Raw genomic sequence first — 20,756 nt, 5'->3', positions numbered from 1 at the left:
GATTGTGCGAAGTGAATCCAGACTACACTTTTTTCCAACGTAACCCTCATTGTGGTGGCATGTTGGGGTTTCATAGCAAAAACAGAAAGGTACTTATCTATCCATTTATTTCTGCTCTATTGAACTCAAATAGATGAAGGAGTACCGTTCGACATGCTACGCAAGAGACCTACACACTCGCTGGCTTGAATATTTTGGCATCCGCCACGAAAGTCCCAAAAGGAACCAATGAGGCAACAAGCACCAAAACGGAGGTTTTGAGCCCCCACTTTTGAATCACCACATTTTGCAGACAAAAACCAATGTACAAGACAAACAACCAACCATGTGCCATCCCTACAATGTAGTTGGGCTCACGGATGTCAAGCAGGTACTTCATAGGCATGGTGATGGCGAACAAGAGGTAGCTGATCCCTTCCAATATGGCCAACAGTCTAAGTCGGCCGATAGGTGTTTTGATATTCATTCTTGATACTTATTTGAGATGTACACTTGGGACGAAGGGTAGAATCACTGCTCTACTTTTGCCTCTTCTGTACCGAATACTATATGGTCACCCGCACGCATTTTTTTTCTACGGCGCGTTTCTACTTCTCCATTGACGGTGACTTCTCCTTGATCGATGCGGATCTTGGCCTCCCCTCCTGTCATGACCCATCCGAGCGCTTTGATGAGGTTATTGAGTTCGATAAACTCTTCGTCTGCTTTTAATTTGAATGTTTCCATAGTACGTCAATGATGCGCCTGCAAATTAGGATACGAAGGATGGAGTGACAAAGTATTGGGTATAAACTATTGGTCTATAGTAGGACGAATTGAATTTATTAGGCACTTGGTGGCATTTATTGTGTGATTTTGCGTTCGATTGCTTTCTTTTGGCATCCAAAAAATATTTTAGAAGATGAACATGAAAATGAGAATATACCACCGCTACTTGGGTTTTTTCCTTGCCGGAATCATGGCGGTATATGCCTTGAGTGGTATTGTATTAGTATTTAGAGACACAGATGCGTTTCACAAAGTCAACACCATAGAGAAGGTACTGCCCAAAGACACTGAAATAGAAGAACTCGGCAAAGAACTCGGCATCAAGCGATTTCGTATCGACCGTATCGAGTCTGGCATTGCATATTTCAAAGACGGCACCTACGACATAGAAAGTGGCAAAGCAGTATATACCAAGAAAGAGCTCCCCTATCTACTCGACAAGATGACGCATATGCACAAGGCAACCAGCAGTCGACCACTGGCCTTTCTCAATATCTTTTTCGGTGTATCGCTTTTCTTTTTTGTGATGTCCTCGTTTTGGATGTTTGTCCCAGGTACAAGCGTATTCAGAAAAGGTCTCTACTTTGCCTTGGCTGGTTTGGGCTTGACTCTCCTAGTACTCTTCGTATAGTCCGCATACGAAGAGCCAAACCCTCTCCCCATCTACAGGACAGCCAAGCATCAATCCATACTGATGGTTTTCGTCGACATGGCAAAATTGATCAACTCTCCAAGAGTAGTCAACGACAGCTTTTCCTTGATGTTCTGTTTGTGTTTTTCTACAGTCGCTGGGGCGATATTGAGTATATCGGCGACTTCCTTACTCATTTTTCCTGATGCCAGCGAAAAGAGAATTTCCTTTTCTCTGCTGGTAAGGCTTTCGAGTCTTTTTGCGTTCTTTTCGTTGTAGAGTACATTTTGACTCTCCTTCTTGGCATTGAACATGGCAAGGTTGATGGTGAGTTTCAACTGATTGGTATTGTAGGGTTTGAGCAAATAGGCAAAGGGCAATGACCCTTCGGCCTTGGAGACAGTTGACTCATCTGTGTATGCAGTCAGATACACTACAGGGACTTTGCGCCCCATGCACAACTCCTGCACCAAGTCAATCCCATCTATACCTGCATTGAGGTTGATATCAGAGATGATCAAATCATAAACATGTGAATCAAAAAAACTACGTGCCTCATCTGGTCCTAGCGCGATCGTCACCTGCGCATACTCTTCCTTCTCCAAAGTAGCCTTAATCTCCTTGGCTATAATCATCACATCCTCAATGAGCAGTATATCAAGCTTCTCCATTTTCCAAAGGTATTTTAATTGTATTTTTGGTTCCCTCGTAACTATCTACAGTCATTTCTCCTCTCAATTGCCTCACCATATCTTTCACCAAATCTAGACCTATGGCCCCTTGTTTGATCTCCTCTGGATTGTAGCCTTTGCCATTGTCTGCGATCACCAACTCCAAACATTCTGCATCTACTTTACAACTAATTGTCAACCGATTGTCCGTTCTACTTCCATCAAAAGCATATTTACTTACATTGGTCAACAGCTCATTGATCAGCAGACCGTAAAAGGTAATATTGAACCCCGTCACTTCCGCAGGCTCTAGATCATAAACTGTCTCGAATGTAGGACGTTCATCCGAAGCAATCAAACGCAACACATTGTCACAGAGCTCACGGGTGAACTGATCCACATGTACATGCTCACTCTCCGAGTCCATGATATTTTCCAAATAGGATATCGTCAAGATACGATTTCTTGCTACTTGCAACGTATGTTTTGCGTCTTCATTGTCTAAGTTCAGTGCCTGCAAACTCAAAAGACTGGAAATAATTTGTAAATTATTCTTGACGCGATGTTTCATCTCCCTCATCAAAAATTGAATACTATGTTGTCGAGACTGAGACACCTCGAGTGCCTCTTGCAGTTCTGCTGTTCTTTCTTTGACTGTTCGCTCTAGCCTCTCGTTGTTTCGCTTATAGGTATGCGACTTGTAGAGATAGAAAGCCAGAGCCGACATCACTATACCAAAAACCGAAACCACCTTGAACCAATACTGATCATACCAAGGTGGAATGATTGTCAACCATACCCAACGTTCATTTTTACCCCACACCCCATTGTCATTGGTTGCTTTGATGCGGAACGTATATTTGCCTGGAGGCAAATTGGTATAAGTGATACTTTGGTTTTTAGTAACTGGACGCCATTGCTTATCAAACCCATCCATCCAATAGCTATAGCTCACTTTGGATGGGTTTAGAAAGTTGTTTGCAGCATACTTGAAAGTAAGGACATTTTCATCACTATGAAAAGTATAATGGTCCTGGTAGATAGCATTCTTGGACAGTGGTTGATTGAACAATTCGATAGACTCCAGATGCACCTTGGGCTGATAAGGGTTGATACGAATGTCTTCGGGATGAAATACATTGATCCCGTCTACCCCGCCAAAGTAAAAATTACCATACACATCTTGGTAAGCCGCTTTGCCATTGAATTCATCGTTTTGCAGTCCGTCTTTGTGAGAATAATGGACGAAGCGTTCCGTAGAAGGGTCGAGCACTGCTATTCCCTTGTTGGTCCCCATCCACACCCTATCTCGAGCATCTATCAGCACACTGTATACAAAATCATTGGGAAACCCTTCCTGTCGATAGTAGCGTTGAACTGTCCCATTGCCTGGGTTTAGCTTGGTCACTCCCGTACTCGTCCCCAACCATATGTTTCCTTTTGCATCTTCGTTGATCGCAAAGATTCTGTCATTGTTGATCGCCTGTTTGTGTTTCCCTGCTGTGAAGTGATGTACTGCACCAGTTCCTCGATCAGCTATCCGATAAGCACCTTGATCGGACCCTAGCCATAGGTTATCTCGACTATCCACAAAGCTAATTCGAGCTCGATTGAGGGATTGTCCGTCCACCAAATAGACCTCAAATTTCTTTCGAGCCAAATCGTAAGTATACATACCACTCGACCATGTCGACACGAGTAGCTTGTCACGGGTGAGTGGTCGAATATCGATAACAGACTTATCATTGGGAATATCTCCTGTCACCTCAGCCTTTTCGAAGCGATCCACTGTACGGTTGTAGCGCAATAGGCCCGTCCCATCAAACCCACCGCACCAAATATCCCCATTCAGATCTCTCTGCATGGCATAAATCAATGACTTTGGAAAATCGTCCTTGTAGTGCTTGAATTCCCCCGTGAGGTAGTTGTATTGGAGGATATTGTAAGTCGTACCGAGCCACAGTGCAGAGTCCTCACGCACTGCGGGCAAAAACTGAAAAGTACTCAACTTGGTATCTTTCGTGTATCCCTCCATCTCCAAACTGATGGACGAAAACTTCTTCTGATATTTGTTGTAATGATGTAGTCCTTCTCCAGCTGTACCCATCCACACGTTGCCTTTGCCATCGCCATGGATCGTCATGATCTCTAACGGAAAATACACCTTACCCGATTGATCCTGAGTTATACACTGAGTCACTGTTTGTGTACTTGGGTCAAAGGTGACTAACCCTTCGTTGGTACCAAGCCAAAGTTCGCCGTTTTCATAGAGATAGATACAATTGATCGCATGTGCTGGCACCACGTTTTTTGCCACTCCACTAGATACATCTAGTAGGTACAGTCCCTGTTCCGTTCCGACATAAAGTTGCCCCTGATGTAGCAGCAATGCATTGTGGGCCGATGGATCCAGGCGTTGCTGTCCTACCAAGGACAGTGTTTTCAAATTCAAGGTCAACAACCCTCCGTTCAAAGTCGCTAGTACGAACTGGTCTGTACTCACAGGCACCAACGCCGTGACATGATTCTCCGAATCCTGTTGTGCATGTGTGATTTTGGTGAGCCCCTTGGTACTTCGGTTGTAGACATAAAATGTATTGGAAGAAGAAAATAGCAAATGCTGATCATCGAGTTGAAACACCTTATATGAAATGACATTCGATAGGTCTTCAAAGGGACGAATGAAAGTTTCACTACGCAGATCAAGAGCAAATATCCCTTGGCTATTGGAGGCAATCCAAAGTGTATCATCAACGATCAATAGCCCTCTGTTGTGATCATCAGGAATACTCAGGCTATCCAGCGGGTTATCCGCAAAAATTTTCATCTGCAGGCCATTGAACCGATGCAAACCATCCTCGGTTGAGAACCAAACATAATCCATCTCATCCTGTACAATATCTTGTACATTCAGCTGAGTTACACCTTCTTCTTGGCCGATATAGTTGATCTGTAGCGTGTCTAGCGACGATCCTGCGACCGCTCCAAGACACCTGACTAGCATACATATCCAAGTAACAAAAAATACTTTCAATCCTCTATCTTAAAGTTGAATGGAAGGTTAAGGCTAGGTTTGAGCCTAAAGCTAATCAGACCTCACTAGTGTACCAAATAAATGGGAATTGGGTCCGAACAAAGACATATTGAAAGTGATCCCGATCTACAAGTCGCACATTTCAGAAAGAGTGTACAATCGATCAATTCGTCATAGGGTTACTCTTCCAAAGCCGTATGCCCAAGAACCAAAACTCCTTCAATGCTGAGAGAGAAAAAAAAATTGACCTAACATCTTATGCCTGCGTAAGAACAATCCGTAAACGGAAATGTTGAGCAAAAAAAATCCCTACCCTATAAAAGGTAGGGATTGACTTGTGAGAGACTATCTCTGCTAGTACTTGATCGGCACTGCGACTACTGTTTTGTCCCAAGCCAGTCTCATCACTGCTGACTTGTTCTCCAGCTCCTCAAATTGGATCGCAAAAGCCTCCACTTCTTTTGACAATGTGCTGGATGGCACCTGGACCCTAAGGACTTCATACTTTTCCTGATAGCCTGCTGTACCCCAATAATCCAAGTCAGTACTAATTATGATTGTCCACTCTTTGGCTCCAGGGATCGTAAACAATGAATAAGTACCCGCCGACAATTTCTTTCCACCAATAGTGATATCCTGATAGACTTTTAGTTCCGGGGCTTCATTCGCTCCTGTTCTCCACACCTTGTCGTACACCACGACGTTACCAAATATATCACGGCCTTTCTTTTGAGGCCTACTGTAGTACACCTTAGCAATCGCCTTATCATCACCCGAACGGTCATGGGCGAAATTGTCAGGTAGATATGCGACATCCATAGGGCTCTTGTCGATTGATCTGAAAGATTGAGCAGAGCTTATTGATACTGTTGCAGTGAAAAGTATCAAGAAAAATAAAAGGTTCTTCATTTTGATTTTCATTCGTTGATAATAAATACATGCTGCTTACACAGCCACAACTGTAACGGGCATTGGACACAATGAGTTGTAGGACTTCTAAGGTTTTTGATAGTTAAACCCATTAAAAAAAATATATCAAAACATTCTAAGTGGTCTTTTCGTGTACTAGCACTATGCAACAGCAGATCAAGTCGGAATTCACCAAGCAAGTGATCGTGGACAGTGCTTACAAACTATTTTATGAAAATGGTTTCAAAACAGTCAGTATCGAAAAAATAATGAAGGCTTGCAAGCTTTCTAAAGGAGCCTTTTATCATCACTACAAAAACAAAAAAGAGCTAGGACTCGAAGTGATTGGGCATAAAATACAGAAGCGGGTTTACGAAGGAATGATACGCCCTCTCTATGAAACAGGAGACCCTGCTCAAATACTTGAAACAACGTTTATGAACCGTGTAAAGTCATTTCCACTTTACGACAAAGAGCATGGCTGTCCCATGAACAATTTCATCAACGAAATTGGAGACTATGAGCCCGCCTATCAATCTGCTCTAAAAAACATAGTAGAGCAATGGAAATCAGCTCTCATCAATCTAATAGAAAGAGGAAAAGCGGAAAAATCAATCCGTCCAGACATCTCTAGTCAAGCAGTAGCAGTGTATTTGATCAGTGCATTTGAAGGCATCCGAGGCATTAGAAAGTTATATGAAAATGACACTGTTCTAGAAGAGTATCTCTCCGGCCTATCCTTGTACTTAAAACAATTGAAATAATATTTTTTTTACCTAAAAACATTCTATATGGAATGTTTTTTTTACCACTACATAAAATGAAGAGAAACAGAAGAGAATTTGCCAAAAAAACCGCACTGTTCGGTCTTGCGGGTGCCATGATGCCACAGTTGGGCTTAGCAGCTGATACACCACGACATGCAGCCCAAAACAATACCAGACCCAAAGTACTGTTCTTTGATGTGAACGAGACGTTACTAGACCTTACTGCCATGAAAAAAAGTGTTGGTCAAGTCTTAGGAAACCGTAGTGATCTATTGCCTCTGTGGTTTACGACCATGTTGCAATACTCATTGGTCTCCACAGTTGGCAGGCAATACAATGACTTTGGCGTAATTGGAGCTGCCGCACTACAAATGGTAGCCGCTAACAACGGGATCCACTTGACTGAGACTCAAGCAAAAGAAGCCATATTGGGACCCATACGATCACTGCCTGCACACCCAGAAGTCAAAGTAGCCTTAGAACAATTGAAACAAGCTGATTACAAACTAGTATCATTCACCAACTCATCCAACAAAGGAGTAAAAACACAATTTGAAAACGCAGGGCTACTGGAGTTTTTTGATGAGCGACATAGTGTAGAAGACATTGGCAAATTCAAACCGCACACTGACACTTACGATTGGGCCGCTAGAAAAATGAAGGTACAGCCTTCTGAATGCCTCCTAATAGCAGCACATGGATGGGATATAGCCGGAGCACTCTGGGCCAACTGGAGAGGTGCATTTATCAGTAGACCTGGTGCACAATTGTACCCTTTGGCTCCTCAACCTGAAATCGCAGCGCCCGATTTGAAACAGATTGCACAGCAACTAATTGCATTACGATAGACATAACACAGATCAACAAAATTGAGAATGATGAAAATTGAGAATTTGATACTGAGCGCAAGCATCCTGCTGTTGGTGGGGTGTAGCAATACTAAACAGGAACAAAAAAACACCACGGTAGACAAGCAAAGTACAGCAAGACCATTGGAAAATGATTTGAACCATCGCAAGGAAAATTTCCTTCAAAATGCTTCCGATGAAAAGAAGAAAATGAGCGCTGCAGGTTTGGCTTCTATCCAAAACGATAGAATCACAGAAAAGGCACTACAGGTAGGTGATACGGCCATCAACTTTGTACTACCCAATGCTACAGGCCAGTCCGTTACACTATACGATGAACTAAAGAATGGCCCTGTCATTCTCATGTGGTATCGTGGTGGTTGGTGTCCATATTGCAACTTGACACTCCGTCACATGCAAGAGTCACTCCCTGAGTTTAGAAAGCAAGGCGCAAACCTCTTAGCAGTTTCACCTCAGCTCCCAGACAGCTCCATCACCACTCAAGAAAAAAACGAATTGGAGTTTGAAGTACTCAGTGATGTTGACAACAAGGTCGCACACCAATACAAGGTCGTCTACACACTCACCGACGAGCTCTCGAACAAATACGAAAATGGATTTGGCCTGAGTGACTACAATGGCAATACCAAAGGAGAATTACCTCTAGCTGTCACCTACATCATCGGACAAGACAAAGTCATCAAATACGCATTTTTAGATGCTGACTACAGAAATAGAGCAGAGCCACAAGACCTCATCCAAGTCCTAGAAAACCTAAAATGACGAAGATTATAGACCATATATTAAATACAACTGTACTGTTGACGTTGACATTCTTTGCCATTCCAAAATTGCTCGGCAAGCCGCGTAGTGTATCAGGATTTGAGCAATTCGAAAGGGTCCTAGGTTTGGATGCTGATTTCTTCCGCCTATTTACAGGCATCTCCGAGCTTGGCATGGCTGTACTGATTTTGATTTTTAGTATCTCTGGAAACAAAGTTGTAGGCAAACTAGCATTCGTGCTTTTGCTCGTCACCATGATTGCAGCTTTGGGCTTAGAGTTTTTCGCAAGGTCTGAACCAAAAATCGTACTGGTAGGCATCGCGATCACTCTAGCTATCATCTCAATTTACAAATTACAAACTGTACAATTGATTGATCAATCATACAGAACTTGATACCCGTGCTACTCTTCTACAGACATAGCAAAATGGGATGGGCATCATATATAGCCATGGGTTGCACACACGAAACCCTCGTACATTAAAACATAAAAGGTCAACGAATGTTGACCTTTTATGTTTATGGCCGGAATCAATAGATGGAGTTACTCCCAATTGACCAACCTTATATACCGTCTCATTGGAGTTCCAAGATGGCTCGGTCAATAATCACGTCAACGGTCGTATCCTCAGGATTAACGACCATTGGAATGTCTGCTTCAATTCCGTTATCAGTAGGGCGACCTTGGCTATCTACCATGTTAGAGGTCGAGAGGTTGTATCTCCAGCCATTGGATAGGAATCCATCGACAATCTCTCCTGTCCCACCACCAAACGGCTGCCCAAGAGTAGTCACATGATCCAGCGAATACATCATGACACAAAACAACGATCCCGCACTGAAAGTAATTCGATCCTGCAATACAGCTACATTTTTGGTAAAAGTGTACGGACTCCCCGTCGGGCTTAGTTTCATTTTGCTGAGTGCAAAATCATTTTGGCCAGGCCCATTTTTGACATAGTTGTTAGCAAAAATCACTTCTTCGTCTGTAAAATAAGCCGCCATTCTTGCTGCTAGATTGACGTACCCTCCTAAATTGTTGCGAACATCGACAATGATACCTTTCGCATCCTTCAGATAGCGCATCATTTCCTCAAGCTCACTATCAGATACATCCATGTCAAAATTGGTAACTCGGATATACCCAATCTCATGATCCTGTGGAAGAAACCCATACAATATCTCGTTGAGCGAATCTGGTTCCGAGATGATTTGCACATTAGGATTGGCCTCTTTCCCATAGTAGTAGTTCTGTGGAAGCAAAAACTTGAAAGCAGATGGATAACCTAAATAGAAAGCCCAGTTTGCATAATAATCATGTTCCAGATCCTCTAGGCTAGTATGACCTTCCTGCATTCTAACTGTCATGATGGCCATATAATTAAACAAGATCGAATCACTCAATTGATTGTTGATATAAGGCCTAATGGAGTCTCTCAATGAGACAAGGTCAATACCTTTTACTTCCGTGAGACCAAATTTTTCAATACATACCTTGGCATACTCATCGAAGAGACTCTCGTTGTCTTGATCAGGGTTCGGGTGCATGGTAATCTTTTCACAAGAGCAAAACATGGCTACCATCAGAAAGACGACAAGTGGAAAGTGTTTGATTTTCATGGTTGGATACTTTTTTGGTGACTCACAAAATTGAACATGAAAGTAAGTCGATGCATTGCATCGGTGATGGGGTAATCTTTGTGGTCTGCGTATGTTCTCATACACCAGCTATAGTCTAGACCAAACCTCTTTTTGAAATTAACCTTGATATGGGTACGGAGGTAAAATTGTTCCCAAAATGGTTTGGCGACCATTAGTTTGAGACTAAGTGGGTCCCTAACTTCTCCCTCTTGAAAACTCACCTCGCCAGAGTCAACCGTTTTTTGTGGGAAATTAGCGGTAAAACTGGGTGCTGAATTGACAAAACTTAAAACACCATAGTCTAGACCAAAATCAAAATCCCAACTTTCATTCAGCCTGTACAGATATTTGGCAGAAATAAAAATATCAGAAGCCATACGATAGAAGTTCGAATTGTTACCCAAAAGCTCATTGTCCCGAGAGGTATAGTCTACAACGTCCCAGGTCCCCCCCAGATATAAGTTGGGGTAGATTTTGCGCAAATAACCCAGCCTCACATTGTACCCGACAGTGAGTATCTCAACGGAATCATACTGGGGATGATTCGTATTGAACAGATAACCATATACTTGGGCATACCCATAATCCTTGGCTGAGACCCTACTAAAACCTAACTCTGGAAAGCCTGAAACTTTGTTGAACTGGACATCTGAAACACGCGTATCTTGAAAAGAATTGTACAAGCCTCCAATACCAAGATAGACCTTCGTCTCTTGAGCTGATATTGAGAAGGTTATAAAACAATAACCCATCAGTAGAAGCAAGTGTTTTTTCATATTTATTAAATTGTATGACACATATAATGAATCTACACACTGCTATTGATCCACAAGGCAAATGAGCTCAACACCACGGTTAGTTTCAATACAAATATATTTCTGGGATCAATGATTTTGCAAACAAACAGTACTGTTTATTCAACGAGTTACAACAACTCAAGTCAGAAGAATAAGAGGCTAAGCACTACAAAATCATGTTAGAAAATCGGATGACAAACTCTGTATTAACTAGAGGTCAGTCTGTAGATTGGAGATACAAATAAATATTCGACATTGAGCCTTGAATAAGGATCAGTCTGTATTTCTGGGGGTCAATAAGTCATAATTAATTTTCTTTGCTAGAAAAAAGCATTGGAAAAGGAGTTATTGAGTCTATTATTACCTGAGGGTATGTTGGATTATTTCGAAGTAGTGTCCATGAGGCTAAAGGACAAAACGTATTTCATTTATTTGGAAGAGAAGAATATCCACCCTCAGCAGTTCAAAGGAGATAAATTGACCTCCAAAGGATTCTTTGATGAGGTTTCCATTCAAGATTTTCCTCTTCGCGGCAAGCCCTGCTATCTTAAGATCAAGCGTAGGAAGTGGCTCAATGAGGATACTGGCAAAAATGTAAGCAGGGATTGGAAAATGGTAGCAACAGGTACGCGGATGACAGAGGAATTCGCGCTTTTTTTAAAACGGAACTCCTGGATTCCAAGCCTATAAGCTGCAAGCTGGTTGCCGAACTATTTCATCTCAATAGTAAGCAACTCGAACACCAATATGTCTTCTATTTGAGCAATTTCATGCAATGGCCTCAACGGGAGCACGCCTCTGATTGGATATTGTTCCCCGAAAACATGGGCACTCATTTAAGTATTGATGAGACTGCTCTCTCACAAGGAGAGCTTTATACAATTGTGACCAATAAAGCAGCAAAAGGAAGGAAAGGTAGCTTAGTTGCTTTGGTCAAAGGAACTGATAGTGAGCAAGTAAACGCGGTATTGAAGCAAGTTGACAGTACTTTAAGGCGCAAAGTCCAAGAAGTCACACTGGATATGGCTGCTAGCATGGAAAAAATAGTTAGACGCAGCTTTCCAAAAGCCCAGTTAGTAACAGACCGCTTTCATGTTCAAAAATTGGCTTATGATGCGGTACAAGAAATGCGCATTGCTTACAGATGGGAAGCCATCGATCAGGAAAATAAAGAAATTGAATTGAGTCGTGAAGCAGGTAAGTCTTATGTTGCCCATCGACTCGAAAATGGCGATACAGAGAAGCAACTTTTGGCTAGAAGCAGGTACTTGCTTTTCAAAAGCGAACACAACTGGACTGTCTCACAAGTCCACCGTGCAGAGATACTCTTCAAACACTATCCTTCACTGGAAAAAGCCTACAAACTCTCAAGAGAACTCGCTTACATTTATCAAAGTAGCAAGGTCAAAGGAGTTGCATTTACTCGTTTGGCTCAATGGTATGACAAGGTAGAAAAGGCAGGCTTCAAGTCCTTCAACACAGTGGCCAGAACAATACAAAACCACTATCAGAGTATTCTCAATTTCTTTGATCATCGAAGTACCAATGCGTCAGCAGAATCTTTCAATGCCAAGATCAAGGCCTTTAGATCTCAATTCAGAGGTGTTCAAAACGTAGAATTTTTCCTCTACAGACTATCTAAAATTTATGCGTGATTTTTTCAATCCCCCAAGTTTACAGACTGATCCAAGATCTCCGCACAACCTATGAAATTTGGACATAAAAAAAGGCCAACATTCGTTGACCTTTTTTGTTAGTAGCGGGAGCTAGACTCGAACTAGCGACCTTCGGGTTATGAGCCCGACGAGCTACCAACTGCTCCATCCCGCGCCATTTTCGACCACCTTTTTTGTGAATCGCGTTGCAAAAGTAAGAAGCACTTTCGCAAAAAGCAAGTACCTTTGTTAATATTTTATTGACATGGAGGAAACAAATTTCAAATCTGGCTTTGTAAGCATCATAGGCAAACCAAACGCTGGAAAATCAACATTAATGAATGCATTGGTAGGTGATAATTTATCCATTATCACATCCAAAGCACAAACCACTCGACATAGAATCATGGGGGTTCTTACTGGAGACAATTTTCAAATCGTGTACTCGGACACGCCAGGACTACTCAAACCACAGTACTCTCTACAAAAATCTATGATGAGCTTTGTATCCTCGTCTCTTGAAGACGCGGATTTGGTCCTCTATGTCGTAGATCTTATGGAAAAACAGGACGAGGAGGAAGAGGTTCTCGAACGAGTGATTGCCAGTGGTACCCGGGTTATTTTCGTAATCAACAAGACCGACCTCAACAAAGGCTCACGCCTCAAGGACAAAATCGACTACTGGGAACTCATTCATCCCGACATTGAGATATTGACGGTATCCGCACTGAACAAAACTAACGTTGATGTTCTCTTTGCCCGAATCTTAGAATTGCTACCTTTACACCCTCCTTATTTTCCCGCTGACACACTTACAGATAAACCAGAACGCTTTTTTGCGTCGGAGATCGTACGCGAACAGATTTTCAAAATCTACAAGCAAGAGGTCCCCTACAGTTCGGAAGTAGAAGTCACTTCATTCGTAGAAGAAGAAGACATCATCCGGTTGCGCGCAGAAATTATCGTCGAACGAAAATCTCAAAAAGGTATCATCATCGGCAAAGGTGGTGAAGCCATCAAAAAAGTAGGTATAGAATCTAGACTACAATTGGAGCAGTTTTTCGGTAAGAAGGTTTTCATAGAAACCTTCGTAAAGGTCGAAGCGGATTGGAGAAGAAAGGAAAGAAGCCTCAAAAGGTTTGGGTACAAGGGATAAGTGAATAAGATAAACAAATAGAATGGCAGATTTTAAAGAGACATGGTTTTGGAAAATGATATTGAGGATATACGGAGGATACTGTTTACTTCTCTTTGTCTCTACGTTTGCATTGCTTTTTCCATTGTTCGTCATTGCTGACAAATGCAATCGGCCCAAATTCGGTCTCATCTTGAATCATTATTGGGCTCACATCTTCTTCTTTTTGATTGGCGTCCGAATGGAAATCACACAAAAAGAAAAGTTAGATAAATCCGCTAGTTACATTCTCTGCCCCAACCATTTCTCCTATTTGGACGTGGCAATTCTCCCCTTCGTACCCATCCCATTCAAATTTGTAGGTAAAATATCAATCTCCAAAGTCCCTCTATTTGGGTACATGTTCAAGAAGTTTCACATCACTGTCGATCGCTCCAAAATGCGTCAGCGTTATGCTTCGTACCAGCAGAGCATCGATGCGCTCACGCACGGATTTTCATTGGCCGTTTTTCCCGAAGGAGGAATCAAAAGTGTCTCTCCTCCTACGATGCACGCATTCAAAGAAGGCGCGTTTCGCATGGCCGTAGAGACAGGAGTCAGTATAGTACCGGTCACTTTAGCCGACAACTGGCACATATTTCCCACCGATGGAAAATACTTTTTCAGAAGACGCAAATGCAGGGTTATCATTCATGAACCGATCGACCCACGCAAATACACACTGGATAATCTCAAGGACTTTCAAAATGACGTCTACAACTTGATCCAAAACGAATTGAATACACTCCATCCATTGGCACAAAATTTAGAGCCTCAGCCAGCACATTGACATTGATAGACCTCCGCAGCGATACCGTCACACGCCCCACCCCTGCTATGCTAGAAGCCATGCTCTCAGCTCAAGTTGGTGACGATGTATTTGGAGAAGACCCTACCGTCATTCGTCTCGAAAATCGTCTCGCTGAGTACTTCGGCAAAGAAGCTGGACTCTTTTGTCCATCGGGGACTATGGCCAACCAAATCGCCATCAAAATCAATACTCAACCTGGGGACCAGCTGATCTGTGACCAAAGTTCACACATCTACCACTATGAAGGAGGTGGTGCAGCCTTCAACTCGGGTGTATCGCTGCGCATGATCGCAGGAGATCACGGGCGCTTCACCGCCGAAGACGTGCTCCAAAACATCAACGCAAACGACATTCATTTCCCAAAAACAGCACTAGTCTGCATCGAAAACACTTCAAACAAGGGAGGAGGCAGTATTTGGTCCATCGACGAAATCAAACGCATCGCTCAAACTGCCACACTCAACCAGTTGCGCATGCATCTCGATGGCGCACGAATCTTCCATGCGCTCACTGAGACCAAAGACGACCCCCTTATATTGGGCAAATACTTCAATACGCTATCGATCTGTCTCTCCAAAGGGCTCGGTGCACCTGCAGGATCCGTACTATTGGGCAGTCAAGAGTCCATCCAACGGGCCAAACGTGTCCGAAAAATATTTGGAGGAGCCATGCGTCAGATTGGATACCTCGCAGCTGCGGGACTCTACGCTCTCGATCATCACATCGATAGACTCTCAGATGATCACCGTCGTGCCGAGCAATTGGCACATTGGCTTGGACACAAGCCTTATGTAAAAGAAATCGTCTATGCGGGCACCAACATCGTTATCCTCAAATTGAACCCAGAGATAAATGAAGAACAGTTGCTTCTTCAATGGAAAGAAAAAGGCATACTGGCCGTGCCATTCGGCAAAGGGCATATCCGTCTGGTGACGCACCTCGACTTTAACGACCAGGACATGAAGGAATTGCAACGACGGATTTGAACCAGCATCCCACACCCATACTTTTGGTCTTGATTGTCTAGCAAAAAAAGAGACTCACCGTACGTGAGCCTCTTGTGGGATACAGATAGCAGCATCTGTGACAAAACCTATTTTGCTATGGTCGTTGAATAAGGAAGCTGGCACCAGTACTAACACAGCGAGTGATGTCTCCGTCTTGCACAGGCGAAAGCATTGATTCTGGTTGAAAAGTAACCGGAGCAATCCTCCACTGTCTATCTACCGACATCCAACTTCCCCTTCATTTCATCATCTATTTTAGCTATTGACTGCCACTACGAGAAATTTTGAGATCTTCCAAAACTCCTCCGGGTCGGTAATTTTGATTGATTTCACAAGACCATCTTCCTTGACAATCACATACGAACTCGTCGGATGCTCTGTGATGATATCAGCTTCTTCTGCGTCGATTTGTAGATTCTGCGTAGTACGAATGTCAATCTCTTCGAATTTGTCTTCAGAAGCGTCATTTTTCAAGGCTGTCGTCTTACCCAATCCCAAAAAACCTCCTTCTTTGGCTACCAGGCCTTCTTCTTCAAGGATTTTCCTTGTACCTATAGCCATGTAAGCCTTGTGAAGCTTGTCGTCCTGATGCGTGAGCATTTTCTTTTGATCCATGATTGTCGAATCTTGATTATCTACTTTAGTCTCCAATGAGGCCAAGTCCGTCGACAAATCGATGATTTGGATATCTTTCGATTTCAAATCCTCCTGGAGGGCCAGCAAGGCTTCTTTTCTTTCCTTGAGCTCTGCTGTCAGGTTGCTCACTCGTGTCTGAAAAGACTTCAGATTGATGTTTGCGTCTTCCAACTTATTTGACAGGTTTGCTACGCGATCGTTCGTCTCTATGATTAGGCTATCTATCATACTCATGTCTTGGATCATCTGCAGCTTATCCTGCTTATTGACTTCTCCCATAGACATGTCAGAGATCAAACTCTCACGATCCTTGATGCTTTCAATCTTGGATTCCACGCTGTACATGATGTCAATGATCTCATTGTACGCAGAATCTCTGGAGACGAGTTGCTGCTCGAGTTCCACGGATTTAGCAGACAACTTCTCTTTCTCTTCTTCCATAGTGAGAAACAAGGCCACAAGCCCCACAGTCACGATCAAAGCGACGAGAAATACGGTAATTTTTATGGTTCTATCTTTCATGACAAATAATTTTAGGGTTACTTATTAGGATATATACGGTGATTAAAAGGGTTATTCTTACGCATTCCTAGTACCATGATTTTCCCTTCTTCCCGATGGTTTGGGAAGAGGTATTGCTCTCCGAACTGACCTCACTATTTTGTATTGTTTGCTTCTCTGAGCTTGCCAATATGATCCATGCAATGGAAATTATAATCAGTATGAATCGTTTCATGATCTAAGATTTGAACATACTGATCCAAGCCACATGCCAAAAGACTTAATCACTGACTATCAGTAGATTACAATTATTAGATTAGAATTATTTTTCTCATATTGAGAAACTGGCGATCATTGAGAGAAAGACTCCTCCTTGAGTAAGCGGTATATCGTCGATTGACCAATATCCAATTTGTCTGCTACAGTTTTGATGTTGTCATCGTAGCGCTTGAGATAGAGTTTGATGATTTTGAGTTGGTACTCCTTCATTGTGAGCTCCTCGGAGAGGACTTCTGTCACGACATCCTTTTGGGCAAAGGTAATATCGTCTGCTCCGATCTCTGTCCCGTCGGCCATCACCATCGCCAGCTCTACGATAGCTTTGAGCTCTCTGATGTTGCCAGGATAACTGTAGTTCATCAGTTTCTGCAAAGCATCTTTAGAGAAAGCCTTGCTGGGCAAATCACTGTCCAGAGCAAATGCCTCTGCAAAATGTTTCGCCAACAGCAAAATATCTTTGTCTCGCTCACGCAATGGTGGTAGTTCGACAGGCATGCCAAACAACCTATAGTAGAGATCTTCTCTAAAATTCCCTTTTTTCATTTCGTCGAGTAAGTTGCGGTGAGTAGCAACAATCACCCGACAATCCACCTTCACTACAGTGGTACCCCCAACGCGCGTGATTTCCTTTTCCTGCAGAGCACGCAATAGTTTCGCTTGAAGCGAAATCTCCATTTCTCCAATTTCATCCAAAAACAGCGTGCCTCCGTGCGCCTGTTCGAACTTGCCGATTCGCTGGCTAGTCGCTCCAGTGAAAGCTCCCTTCTCGTGTCCAAACAACTCGCTCTCGATCAACTCACGAGGAATGGCACTCATATTGACTGGGACGAACGTTTTGCTTTTGAGCGGACTGTTGTAGTGTATAGCCTTGGCGACCACCTCTTTGCCTGTCCCAGTCTCCCCCGTGATCATCACAGTGAGGTTGGTGGTCACGGCCTTTTCAATCATCCGAAACACCTTCTTGATGCCTGCACTCTGCCCGACAATACTGGCTTGAAAATCATACTTTCTTTCGACCTCTTCTTGCAGGGTTTCGACACGTTCGACGAGCTCTTTGTTTTGCCCAAGCTTGTTGAGTACATGAATCAAGCGATCTCGAATGTCCTCACTTTTGGTCAGATAGTCGTATGCGCCCTTTTTGAGTAAACTGACGGCTGTTTCTACATCTTGCTGCTCTGAGATGATCACAATCTCTATGCTGGCATCAAAGGCCTTGATTTTATCAAAAAGGTGGTCACCCGAATAGTCAGGCAAGCGAAAATCAAGCGTCACCAAATCCGGTTTTTTATGGAGGTCTGCAAGTAACGAAGCGCCATCTTGATAAGTCGTCACTTCATAATCTGGATTGAGACTCAGAGTATGTACCAACAGCTTTCTATACCATTCGTCATCCTCTACTACAAACACCCTCCACGATTTCTTGCTCATCTCTGACTTATCTTTCTTGTAAATATAACTGAAGCGCTTCAATCACCGAATGAGTTTCTTCTTTGATTTGCGCCACACGCTTCGAAGAAATCGTCTCTCCAGATCGGGCAGACAATTCTGTCTCTTTTAGTAAACCAACCAGATCCATCAACTTGAAATGTCTGGCTGGTGCTATGATCTTGTGCAATGCATCCGCCGCTCCTACCCCGTCCTCCTGAGACACCATCGCTTCAAACTGCTGGATATTCTCCTGCGTGCTATGTATGAAGGTCTCCGTCATATCTACCACGAATTTTGTATCTCCCATTTTGCTCAGCCCTTCCATAGAATAGGGTACCGATACGTTATGTTTGATCCCTTGGCCCTTCTTTCTTATGGTATACTTGGCCATAAGTCGAAACAACTCTTCCGGTTCGAAAGGCTTGCGAATCACATGATTGATGCCGGATTCTTGTGCCGTTTTTTGATCATGATCCGAGACAGTAGCAGTCAATCCCACTATCGGAATATTCGCATTTGGCCCGCTCCCTTGCCTCAAGCGTGTTGCTACCTCAGGCCCGCTCATTTTGGGCATTCGAAAATCCAAAAGCAATACGTCGTAAACGTTTTGACACAAGAGGTCATATGTTTGCTGCCCATCTCTCCCCACATCATACGTGATCGACTGAGCATCCAGAATCGTCTGCAGCAACTGCACATTGAAAGGTTCGTCATCGGCAAGGAGTACATGCATACCCGTCAAATCAAACCGAAGCTGTGACTCACTCGCCTCTTCTACCTCTTGCTCTACCACGACATAGGGCAGCGCTATCGTGAAAGTCGTGCCACGCCCTAATTCACTCTCCAGACGGATACTTCCTTCATGGATATCCACTAGTTTCTTGGTGATAGACAAACCCAACCCAGTCCCTACTTGCTTGTCACTCTTATTGACTTGTTCAAACTCATCAAAAATCTTCTGCTGCATATCCACAGGTATCCCAACCCCGGTATCACGGACAGCTATACGCAGGGTGTCACTCGCAAAACTCGCATGGACCTGGACACTTCCCTCCTCGGTAAACTTGATGCTATTGAAGATCAAATTGAGTAGGATCTGACGCAAACGAAAGGCATCTCCAGAAACGCGCGCGGGCATCCCTTGCAATTCAAACCCCAGCTCCAGTTGCTTTTCTTTGGCTTTTTGACTGAGCAGCTGTACTGCTTCTTCGATCACCTGCGAAGGGTCAAAAAGTGACACATCCAATCTGATCTTACCCGATTGCAAGCGAGAAAAATCCAACACGTCATTGAGGATATGGATAAGATGGTTGGACGACTTGTCAATGATACTGACCTGTTCTTTTTGTACAGTACTAAGTTTAGATTGCAGCAGTACTTTTGAAAACCCAGCTATGGCGTTCATAGGTGTACGAATCTCATGACTCATATTCGCGAGAAACTCCTCCTTCTCTTTGGCCATCTTTAGGGCATTTTTTCGTCCATGATCTAGCACCATCTGGTGACTTCTCGTACGTAGCACATAGATAATCAGTACGGTCAACGTGATAAGTAGAATCACAGACGCCATCACACTAAATATCGTAATGTATCTATTGGTATAGCGTACACGATCTTGAGTCTGCATCGTCATAAACTTGATTCGACTGATTTGCCAGGCCTCCATGTCCTTGATGAGTGCGATGATATCACCATCGATATCTTGATGATCCTGATACAGGGTAAATTCCCGAATCTTCTGATTGTATACTTTCTTTTGTGCTCTTCGAGCGAGCGAGTCGAGCTGTGCATTGATCTGGACGAGTTGCTTTTCTGCACGGACAGCTGTGCTATCTGTCACTAGGGGTTTCTCTTTTTTGCCAAGCAGCTTCTGGAGAAAACCTATTTTCTTTTGCTTGGAAGTGTCGGGTATCGTATTTGGTTTGGATTGCTGCCCTTGGACACCTTCCAAGCGCGGTATTGCTGATAGGGTCTCTTCGACCGATAAGATATCCAAATGAGCCGCTTGGTTGAGCACCGTCACTTTATTGAGAATCAGATTTTCGAGAGAATCAATGGATTGCCCAAACGAAGGGTCGGTATTTCTCTCACGGAGTTCGTCGAGATGCGCAATCGCTCGTTGGGTCCGCTCCTTGAAATCCGACATGTAGGCTGTATCTTGATTGAACACATACCCTTCGATGGCATCTTCCATCCGACCTAGTTCGATGGATACCTGCCCCAAGATGATCAAGTCCAAGTTGGGTTTGACCTCATCCTCCAGGGTGCTCACGATATGGTTGAGGTTGCGGTATGCAAAATAACCAATCACGGATGCTCCTAAGGTAAGCAGCAACAAGGATGTACTTAGGAAATATGGGAAGAGTGACCTTTTCAATGCACAAATATATAAAAGCTGGCTAGCTGCTGATCGTTC

21 protein-coding genes and 1 tRNA gene are annotated in these 20,756 nt (G+C 43.4%); 10 read left to right on the top strand and 12 right to left on the bottom strand.

The features are described from left to right. Window positions 1–169 precede the first annotated feature (169 nt). Window positions 170–466, bottom strand: coding sequence for a DUF3817 domain-containing protein (locus BFP72_RS06785; RefSeq protein ID WP_099598414.1), 297 nt, complete (start codon window positions 464–466; stop codon window positions 170–172). A gap of 44 nt (window positions 467–510) precedes the next feature. Then, a complete protein-coding gene (locus BFP72_RS06780; protein WP_099598413.1) occupies window positions 511–726 on the bottom strand; it encodes an RNA-binding S4 domain-containing protein in 216 nt (71 codons plus the stop codon). 181 nt (window positions 727–907) lie between these two features. Between BFP72_RS06780 and BFP72_RS06775 the strand changes: the two genes are divergently transcribed. Then, window positions 908–1,399 (top strand): PepSY domain-containing protein, encoded by a 492-nt coding sequence (locus tag BFP72_RS06775; RefSeq protein WP_255397167.1) that lies wholly within the window; start codon window positions 908–910, stop codon window positions 1,397–1,399. A gap of 50 nt (window positions 1,400–1,449) precedes the next feature. On the opposite strand, the gene BFP72_RS06770 is transcribed toward BFP72_RS06775, so the two are convergent. The 3 genes from BFP72_RS06770 to BFP72_RS06760 form a co-directional block, all read right to left on the bottom strand. Then, window positions 1,450–2,070 (bottom strand): response regulator, encoded by a 621-nt coding sequence (locus BFP72_RS06770; RefSeq protein ID WP_099598411.1) that lies wholly within the window; start codon window positions 2,068–2,070, stop codon window positions 1,450–1,452. Further along, window positions 2,057–5,104 (bottom strand): two-component regulator propeller domain-containing protein, encoded by a 3,048-nt coding sequence (locus BFP72_RS06765; RefSeq protein WP_158233321.1) that lies wholly within the window; start codon window positions 5,102–5,104, stop codon window positions 2,057–2,059. Before BFP72_RS06765 ends, BFP72_RS06770 begins: the two co-directional genes overlap by 14 nt. A gap of 354 nt (window positions 5,105–5,458) precedes the next feature. After that, window positions 5,459–6,013: a DUF2911 domain-containing protein gene (locus BFP72_RS06760; RefSeq protein WP_099600710.1), complete on the bottom strand. Its 555-nt coding sequence runs from the start codon at window positions 6,011–6,013 to the stop codon at window positions 5,459–5,461. Between the two features lie 164 nt (window positions 6,014–6,177). Between BFP72_RS06760 and BFP72_RS06755 the strand changes: the two genes are divergently transcribed. From BFP72_RS06755 to BFP72_RS06740, 4 genes are read left to right on the top strand one after another with little or no spacing between them, the layout of a single operon-like run. After that, window positions 6,178–6,777 (top strand): TetR/AcrR family transcriptional regulator, encoded by a 600-nt coding sequence (locus BFP72_RS06755; RefSeq protein WP_099598409.1) that lies wholly within the window; start codon window positions 6,178–6,180, stop codon window positions 6,775–6,777. Between the two features lie 56 nt (window positions 6,778–6,833). Continuing rightward, window positions 6,834–7,628, top strand: coding sequence for a haloacid dehalogenase type II (locus BFP72_RS06750; RefSeq protein WP_185123721.1), 795 nt, complete (start codon window positions 6,834–6,836; stop codon window positions 7,626–7,628). A 27-nt stretch (window positions 7,629–7,655) separates the two neighbouring features. Beyond that, complete coding sequence (locus BFP72_RS06745) at window positions 7,656–8,411, top strand: peroxiredoxin-like family protein (protein WP_099598407.1); 756 nt, start codon at window positions 7,656–7,658, stop codon at window positions 8,409–8,411. Beyond that, a complete protein-coding gene (locus tag BFP72_RS06740) occupies window positions 8,408–8,806 on the top strand; it encodes a hypothetical protein (RefSeq protein WP_221406486.1) in 399 nt (132 codons plus the stop codon). Before BFP72_RS06745 ends, BFP72_RS06740 begins: the two co-directional genes overlap by 4 nt. A 181-nt stretch (window positions 8,807–8,987) precedes the next feature. On the opposite strand, the gene BFP72_RS06735 is transcribed toward BFP72_RS06740, so the two are convergent. Next, window positions 8,988–10,031: a S41 family peptidase gene (locus tag BFP72_RS06735; RefSeq protein ID WP_099598406.1), complete on the bottom strand. Its 1,044-nt coding sequence runs from the start codon at window positions 10,029–10,031 to the stop codon at window positions 8,988–8,990. Next, window positions 10,028–10,828: a hypothetical protein gene (locus tag BFP72_RS06730; protein ID WP_099598405.1), complete on the bottom strand. Its 801-nt coding sequence runs from the start codon at window positions 10,826–10,828 to the stop codon at window positions 10,028–10,030. The genes BFP72_RS06735 and BFP72_RS06730 overlap by 4 nt, the downstream gene beginning before the upstream one ends. Window positions 10,829–11,197: 369 nt before the next feature. On the opposite strand from BFP72_RS06730, the gene BFP72_RS06725 reads away from it, so the two are divergent. Further along, window positions 11,198–11,539, top strand: a complete 342-nt coding sequence (locus tag BFP72_RS06725) for a transposase (RefSeq protein ID WP_255397137.1) — start codon at window positions 11,198–11,200, stop codon at window positions 11,537–11,539. Between the two features lie 80 nt (window positions 11,540–11,619). Next, window positions 11,620–12,504: a transposase gene (locus tag BFP72_RS06720; protein WP_221406442.1), complete on the top strand. Its 885-nt coding sequence runs from the start codon at window positions 11,620–11,622 to the stop codon at window positions 12,502–12,504. 102 nt (window positions 12,505–12,606) lie between these two features. Here the strand turns inward: BFP72_RS06720 and BFP72_RS06715 are convergent. Then, window positions 12,607–12,679: transfer RNA gene (locus BFP72_RS06715), tRNA-Met, on the bottom strand. 90 nt (window positions 12,680–12,769) lie between these two features. On the opposite strand from BFP72_RS06715, the gene era reads away from it, so the two are divergent. Genes era through BFP72_RS06700 form a run of 3 tightly spaced genes read left to right on the top strand, consistent with a single transcriptional unit; the run spans window position 12,770 to window position 15,475 of the window. Continuing rightward, window positions 12,770–13,660, top strand: coding sequence for a GTPase Era (gene era, locus BFP72_RS06710; protein ID WP_099598404.1), 891 nt, complete (start codon window positions 12,770–12,772; stop codon window positions 13,658–13,660). Window positions 13,661–13,682: 22 nt separating this feature from the next. Beyond that, window positions 13,683–14,468 carry a 1-acyl-sn-glycerol-3-phosphate acyltransferase gene (locus BFP72_RS06705; protein WP_099598403.1) on the top strand — a complete coding sequence of 262 codons (786 nt, stop codon included), beginning with the start codon at window positions 13,683–13,685 and terminating at the stop codon, window positions 14,466–14,468. Beyond that, the gene (locus BFP72_RS06700) at window positions 14,465–15,475 is read left to right on the top strand and encodes a low specificity L-threonine aldolase (RefSeq protein ID WP_099598402.1); all 1,011 of its coding nucleotides are present in this window, start codon (window positions 14,465–14,467) and stop codon (window positions 15,473–15,475) included. Before BFP72_RS06705 ends, BFP72_RS06700 begins: the two co-directional genes overlap by 4 nt. Before the next feature lie 276 nt (window positions 15,476–15,751). Here the strand turns inward: BFP72_RS06700 and BFP72_RS06695 are convergent, their stop codons facing one another. The 4 genes from BFP72_RS06695 to BFP72_RS06685 all read right to left on the bottom strand — a co-directional run bounded on the left by BFP72_RS06695 (window position 15,752) and on the right by BFP72_RS06685 (window position 20,717). Further along, entirely contained in the window at window positions 15,752–16,654 is a 903-nt protein-coding gene (locus tag BFP72_RS06695; RefSeq protein ID WP_099598401.1) for a hypothetical protein, read from the bottom strand. A 67-nt stretch (window positions 16,655–16,721) separates the two neighbouring features. Then, entirely contained in the window at window positions 16,722–16,868 is a 147-nt protein-coding gene (locus tag BFP72_RS19155; protein ID WP_158233320.1) for a hypothetical protein, read from the bottom strand. A 116-nt stretch (window positions 16,869–16,984) separates the two neighbouring features. Next, window positions 16,985–18,340: a sigma-54 dependent transcriptional regulator gene (locus tag BFP72_RS06690; RefSeq protein WP_099598400.1), complete on the bottom strand. Its 1,356-nt coding sequence runs from the start codon at window positions 18,338–18,340 to the stop codon at window positions 16,985–16,987. Between the two features lie 7 nt (window positions 18,341–18,347). Beyond that, window positions 18,348–20,717 (bottom strand): hybrid sensor histidine kinase/response regulator, encoded by a 2,370-nt coding sequence (locus BFP72_RS06685; protein WP_158233319.1) that lies wholly within the window; start codon window positions 20,715–20,717, stop codon window positions 18,348–18,350. Window positions 20,718–20,756: the final 39 nt, after the last annotated feature.

Origin of the sequence: Reichenbachiella sp. 5M10, assembly GCF_002742335.1 — a bacterium.
GTDB lineage: Bacteria > Bacteroidota > Bacteroidia > Cytophagales > Cyclobacteriaceae > Reichenbachiella.
The sequence above is the reverse complement of the archived record's forward strand: the minus strand, read 5'-3'. Positions and strand labels throughout refer to the sequence as shown.

What these genes read in the sequence shown, in the direction of transcription:
- BFP72_RS06785 (WP_099598414.1), bottom strand. Translation starts at nt 466, where the DNA reads ATGAATATCAAAACACCTATCGGCCGACTTAGACTGTTGGCCATATTG.
- BFP72_RS06780 (WP_099598413.1), bottom strand. Translation starts at nt 726, where the DNA reads ATGGAAACATTCAAATTAAAAGCAGACGAAGAGTTTATCGAACTCAAT.
- BFP72_RS06775 (WP_255397167.1), top strand. Translation starts at nt 908, where the DNA reads ATGAAAATGAGAATATACCACCGCTACTTGGGTTTTTTCCTTGCCGGA.
- BFP72_RS06770 (WP_099598411.1), bottom strand. Translation starts at nt 2,070, where the DNA reads ATGGAGAAGCTTGATATACTGCTCATTGAGGATGTGATGATTATAGCC.
- BFP72_RS06760 (WP_099600710.1), bottom strand. Translation starts at nt 6,013, where the DNA reads ATGAAGAACCTTTTATTTTTCTTGATACTTTTCACTGCAACAGTATCA.
- BFP72_RS06755 (WP_099598409.1), top strand. Translation starts at nt 6,178, where the DNA reads ATGCAACAGCAGATCAAGTCGGAATTCACCAAGCAAGTGATCGTGGAC.
- BFP72_RS06750 (WP_185123721.1), top strand. Translation starts at nt 6,834, where the DNA reads ATGAAGAGAAACAGAAGAGAATTTGCCAAAAAAACCGCACTGTTCGGT.
- BFP72_RS06745 (WP_099598407.1), top strand. Translation starts at nt 7,656, where the DNA reads ATGATGAAAATTGAGAATTTGATACTGAGCGCAAGCATCCTGCTGTTG.
- BFP72_RS06740 (WP_221406486.1), top strand. Translation starts at nt 8,408, where the DNA reads ATGACGAAGATTATAGACCATATATTAAATACAACTGTACTGTTGACG.
- BFP72_RS06735 (WP_099598406.1), bottom strand. Translation starts at nt 10,031, where the DNA reads ATGAAAATCAAACACTTTCCACTTGTCGTCTTTCTGATGGTAGCCATG.
- BFP72_RS06730 (WP_099598405.1), bottom strand. Translation starts at nt 10,828, where the DNA reads ATGAAAAAACACTTGCTTCTACTGATGGGTTATTGTTTTATAACCTTC.
- BFP72_RS06720 (WP_221406442.1), top strand. Translation starts at nt 11,620, where the DNA reads ATGCAATGGCCTCAACGGGAGCACGCCTCTGATTGGATATTGTTCCCC.
- era (WP_099598404.1), top strand. Translation starts at nt 12,770, where the DNA reads ATGGAGGAAACAAATTTCAAATCTGGCTTTGTAAGCATCATAGGCAAA.
- BFP72_RS06705 (WP_099598403.1), top strand. Translation starts at nt 13,683, where the DNA reads ATGGCAGATTTTAAAGAGACATGGTTTTGGAAAATGATATTGAGGATA.
- BFP72_RS06695 (WP_099598401.1), bottom strand. Translation starts at nt 16,654, where the DNA reads ATGAAAGATAGAACCATAAAAATTACCGTATTTCTCGTCGCTTTGATC.
- BFP72_RS19155 (WP_158233320.1), bottom strand. Translation starts at nt 16,868, where the DNA reads ATGAAACGATTCATACTGATTATAATTTCCATTGCATGGATCATATTG.
- BFP72_RS06690 (WP_099598400.1), bottom strand. Translation starts at nt 18,340, where the DNA reads ATGAGCAAGAAATCGTGGAGGGTGTTTGTAGTAGAGGATGACGAATGG.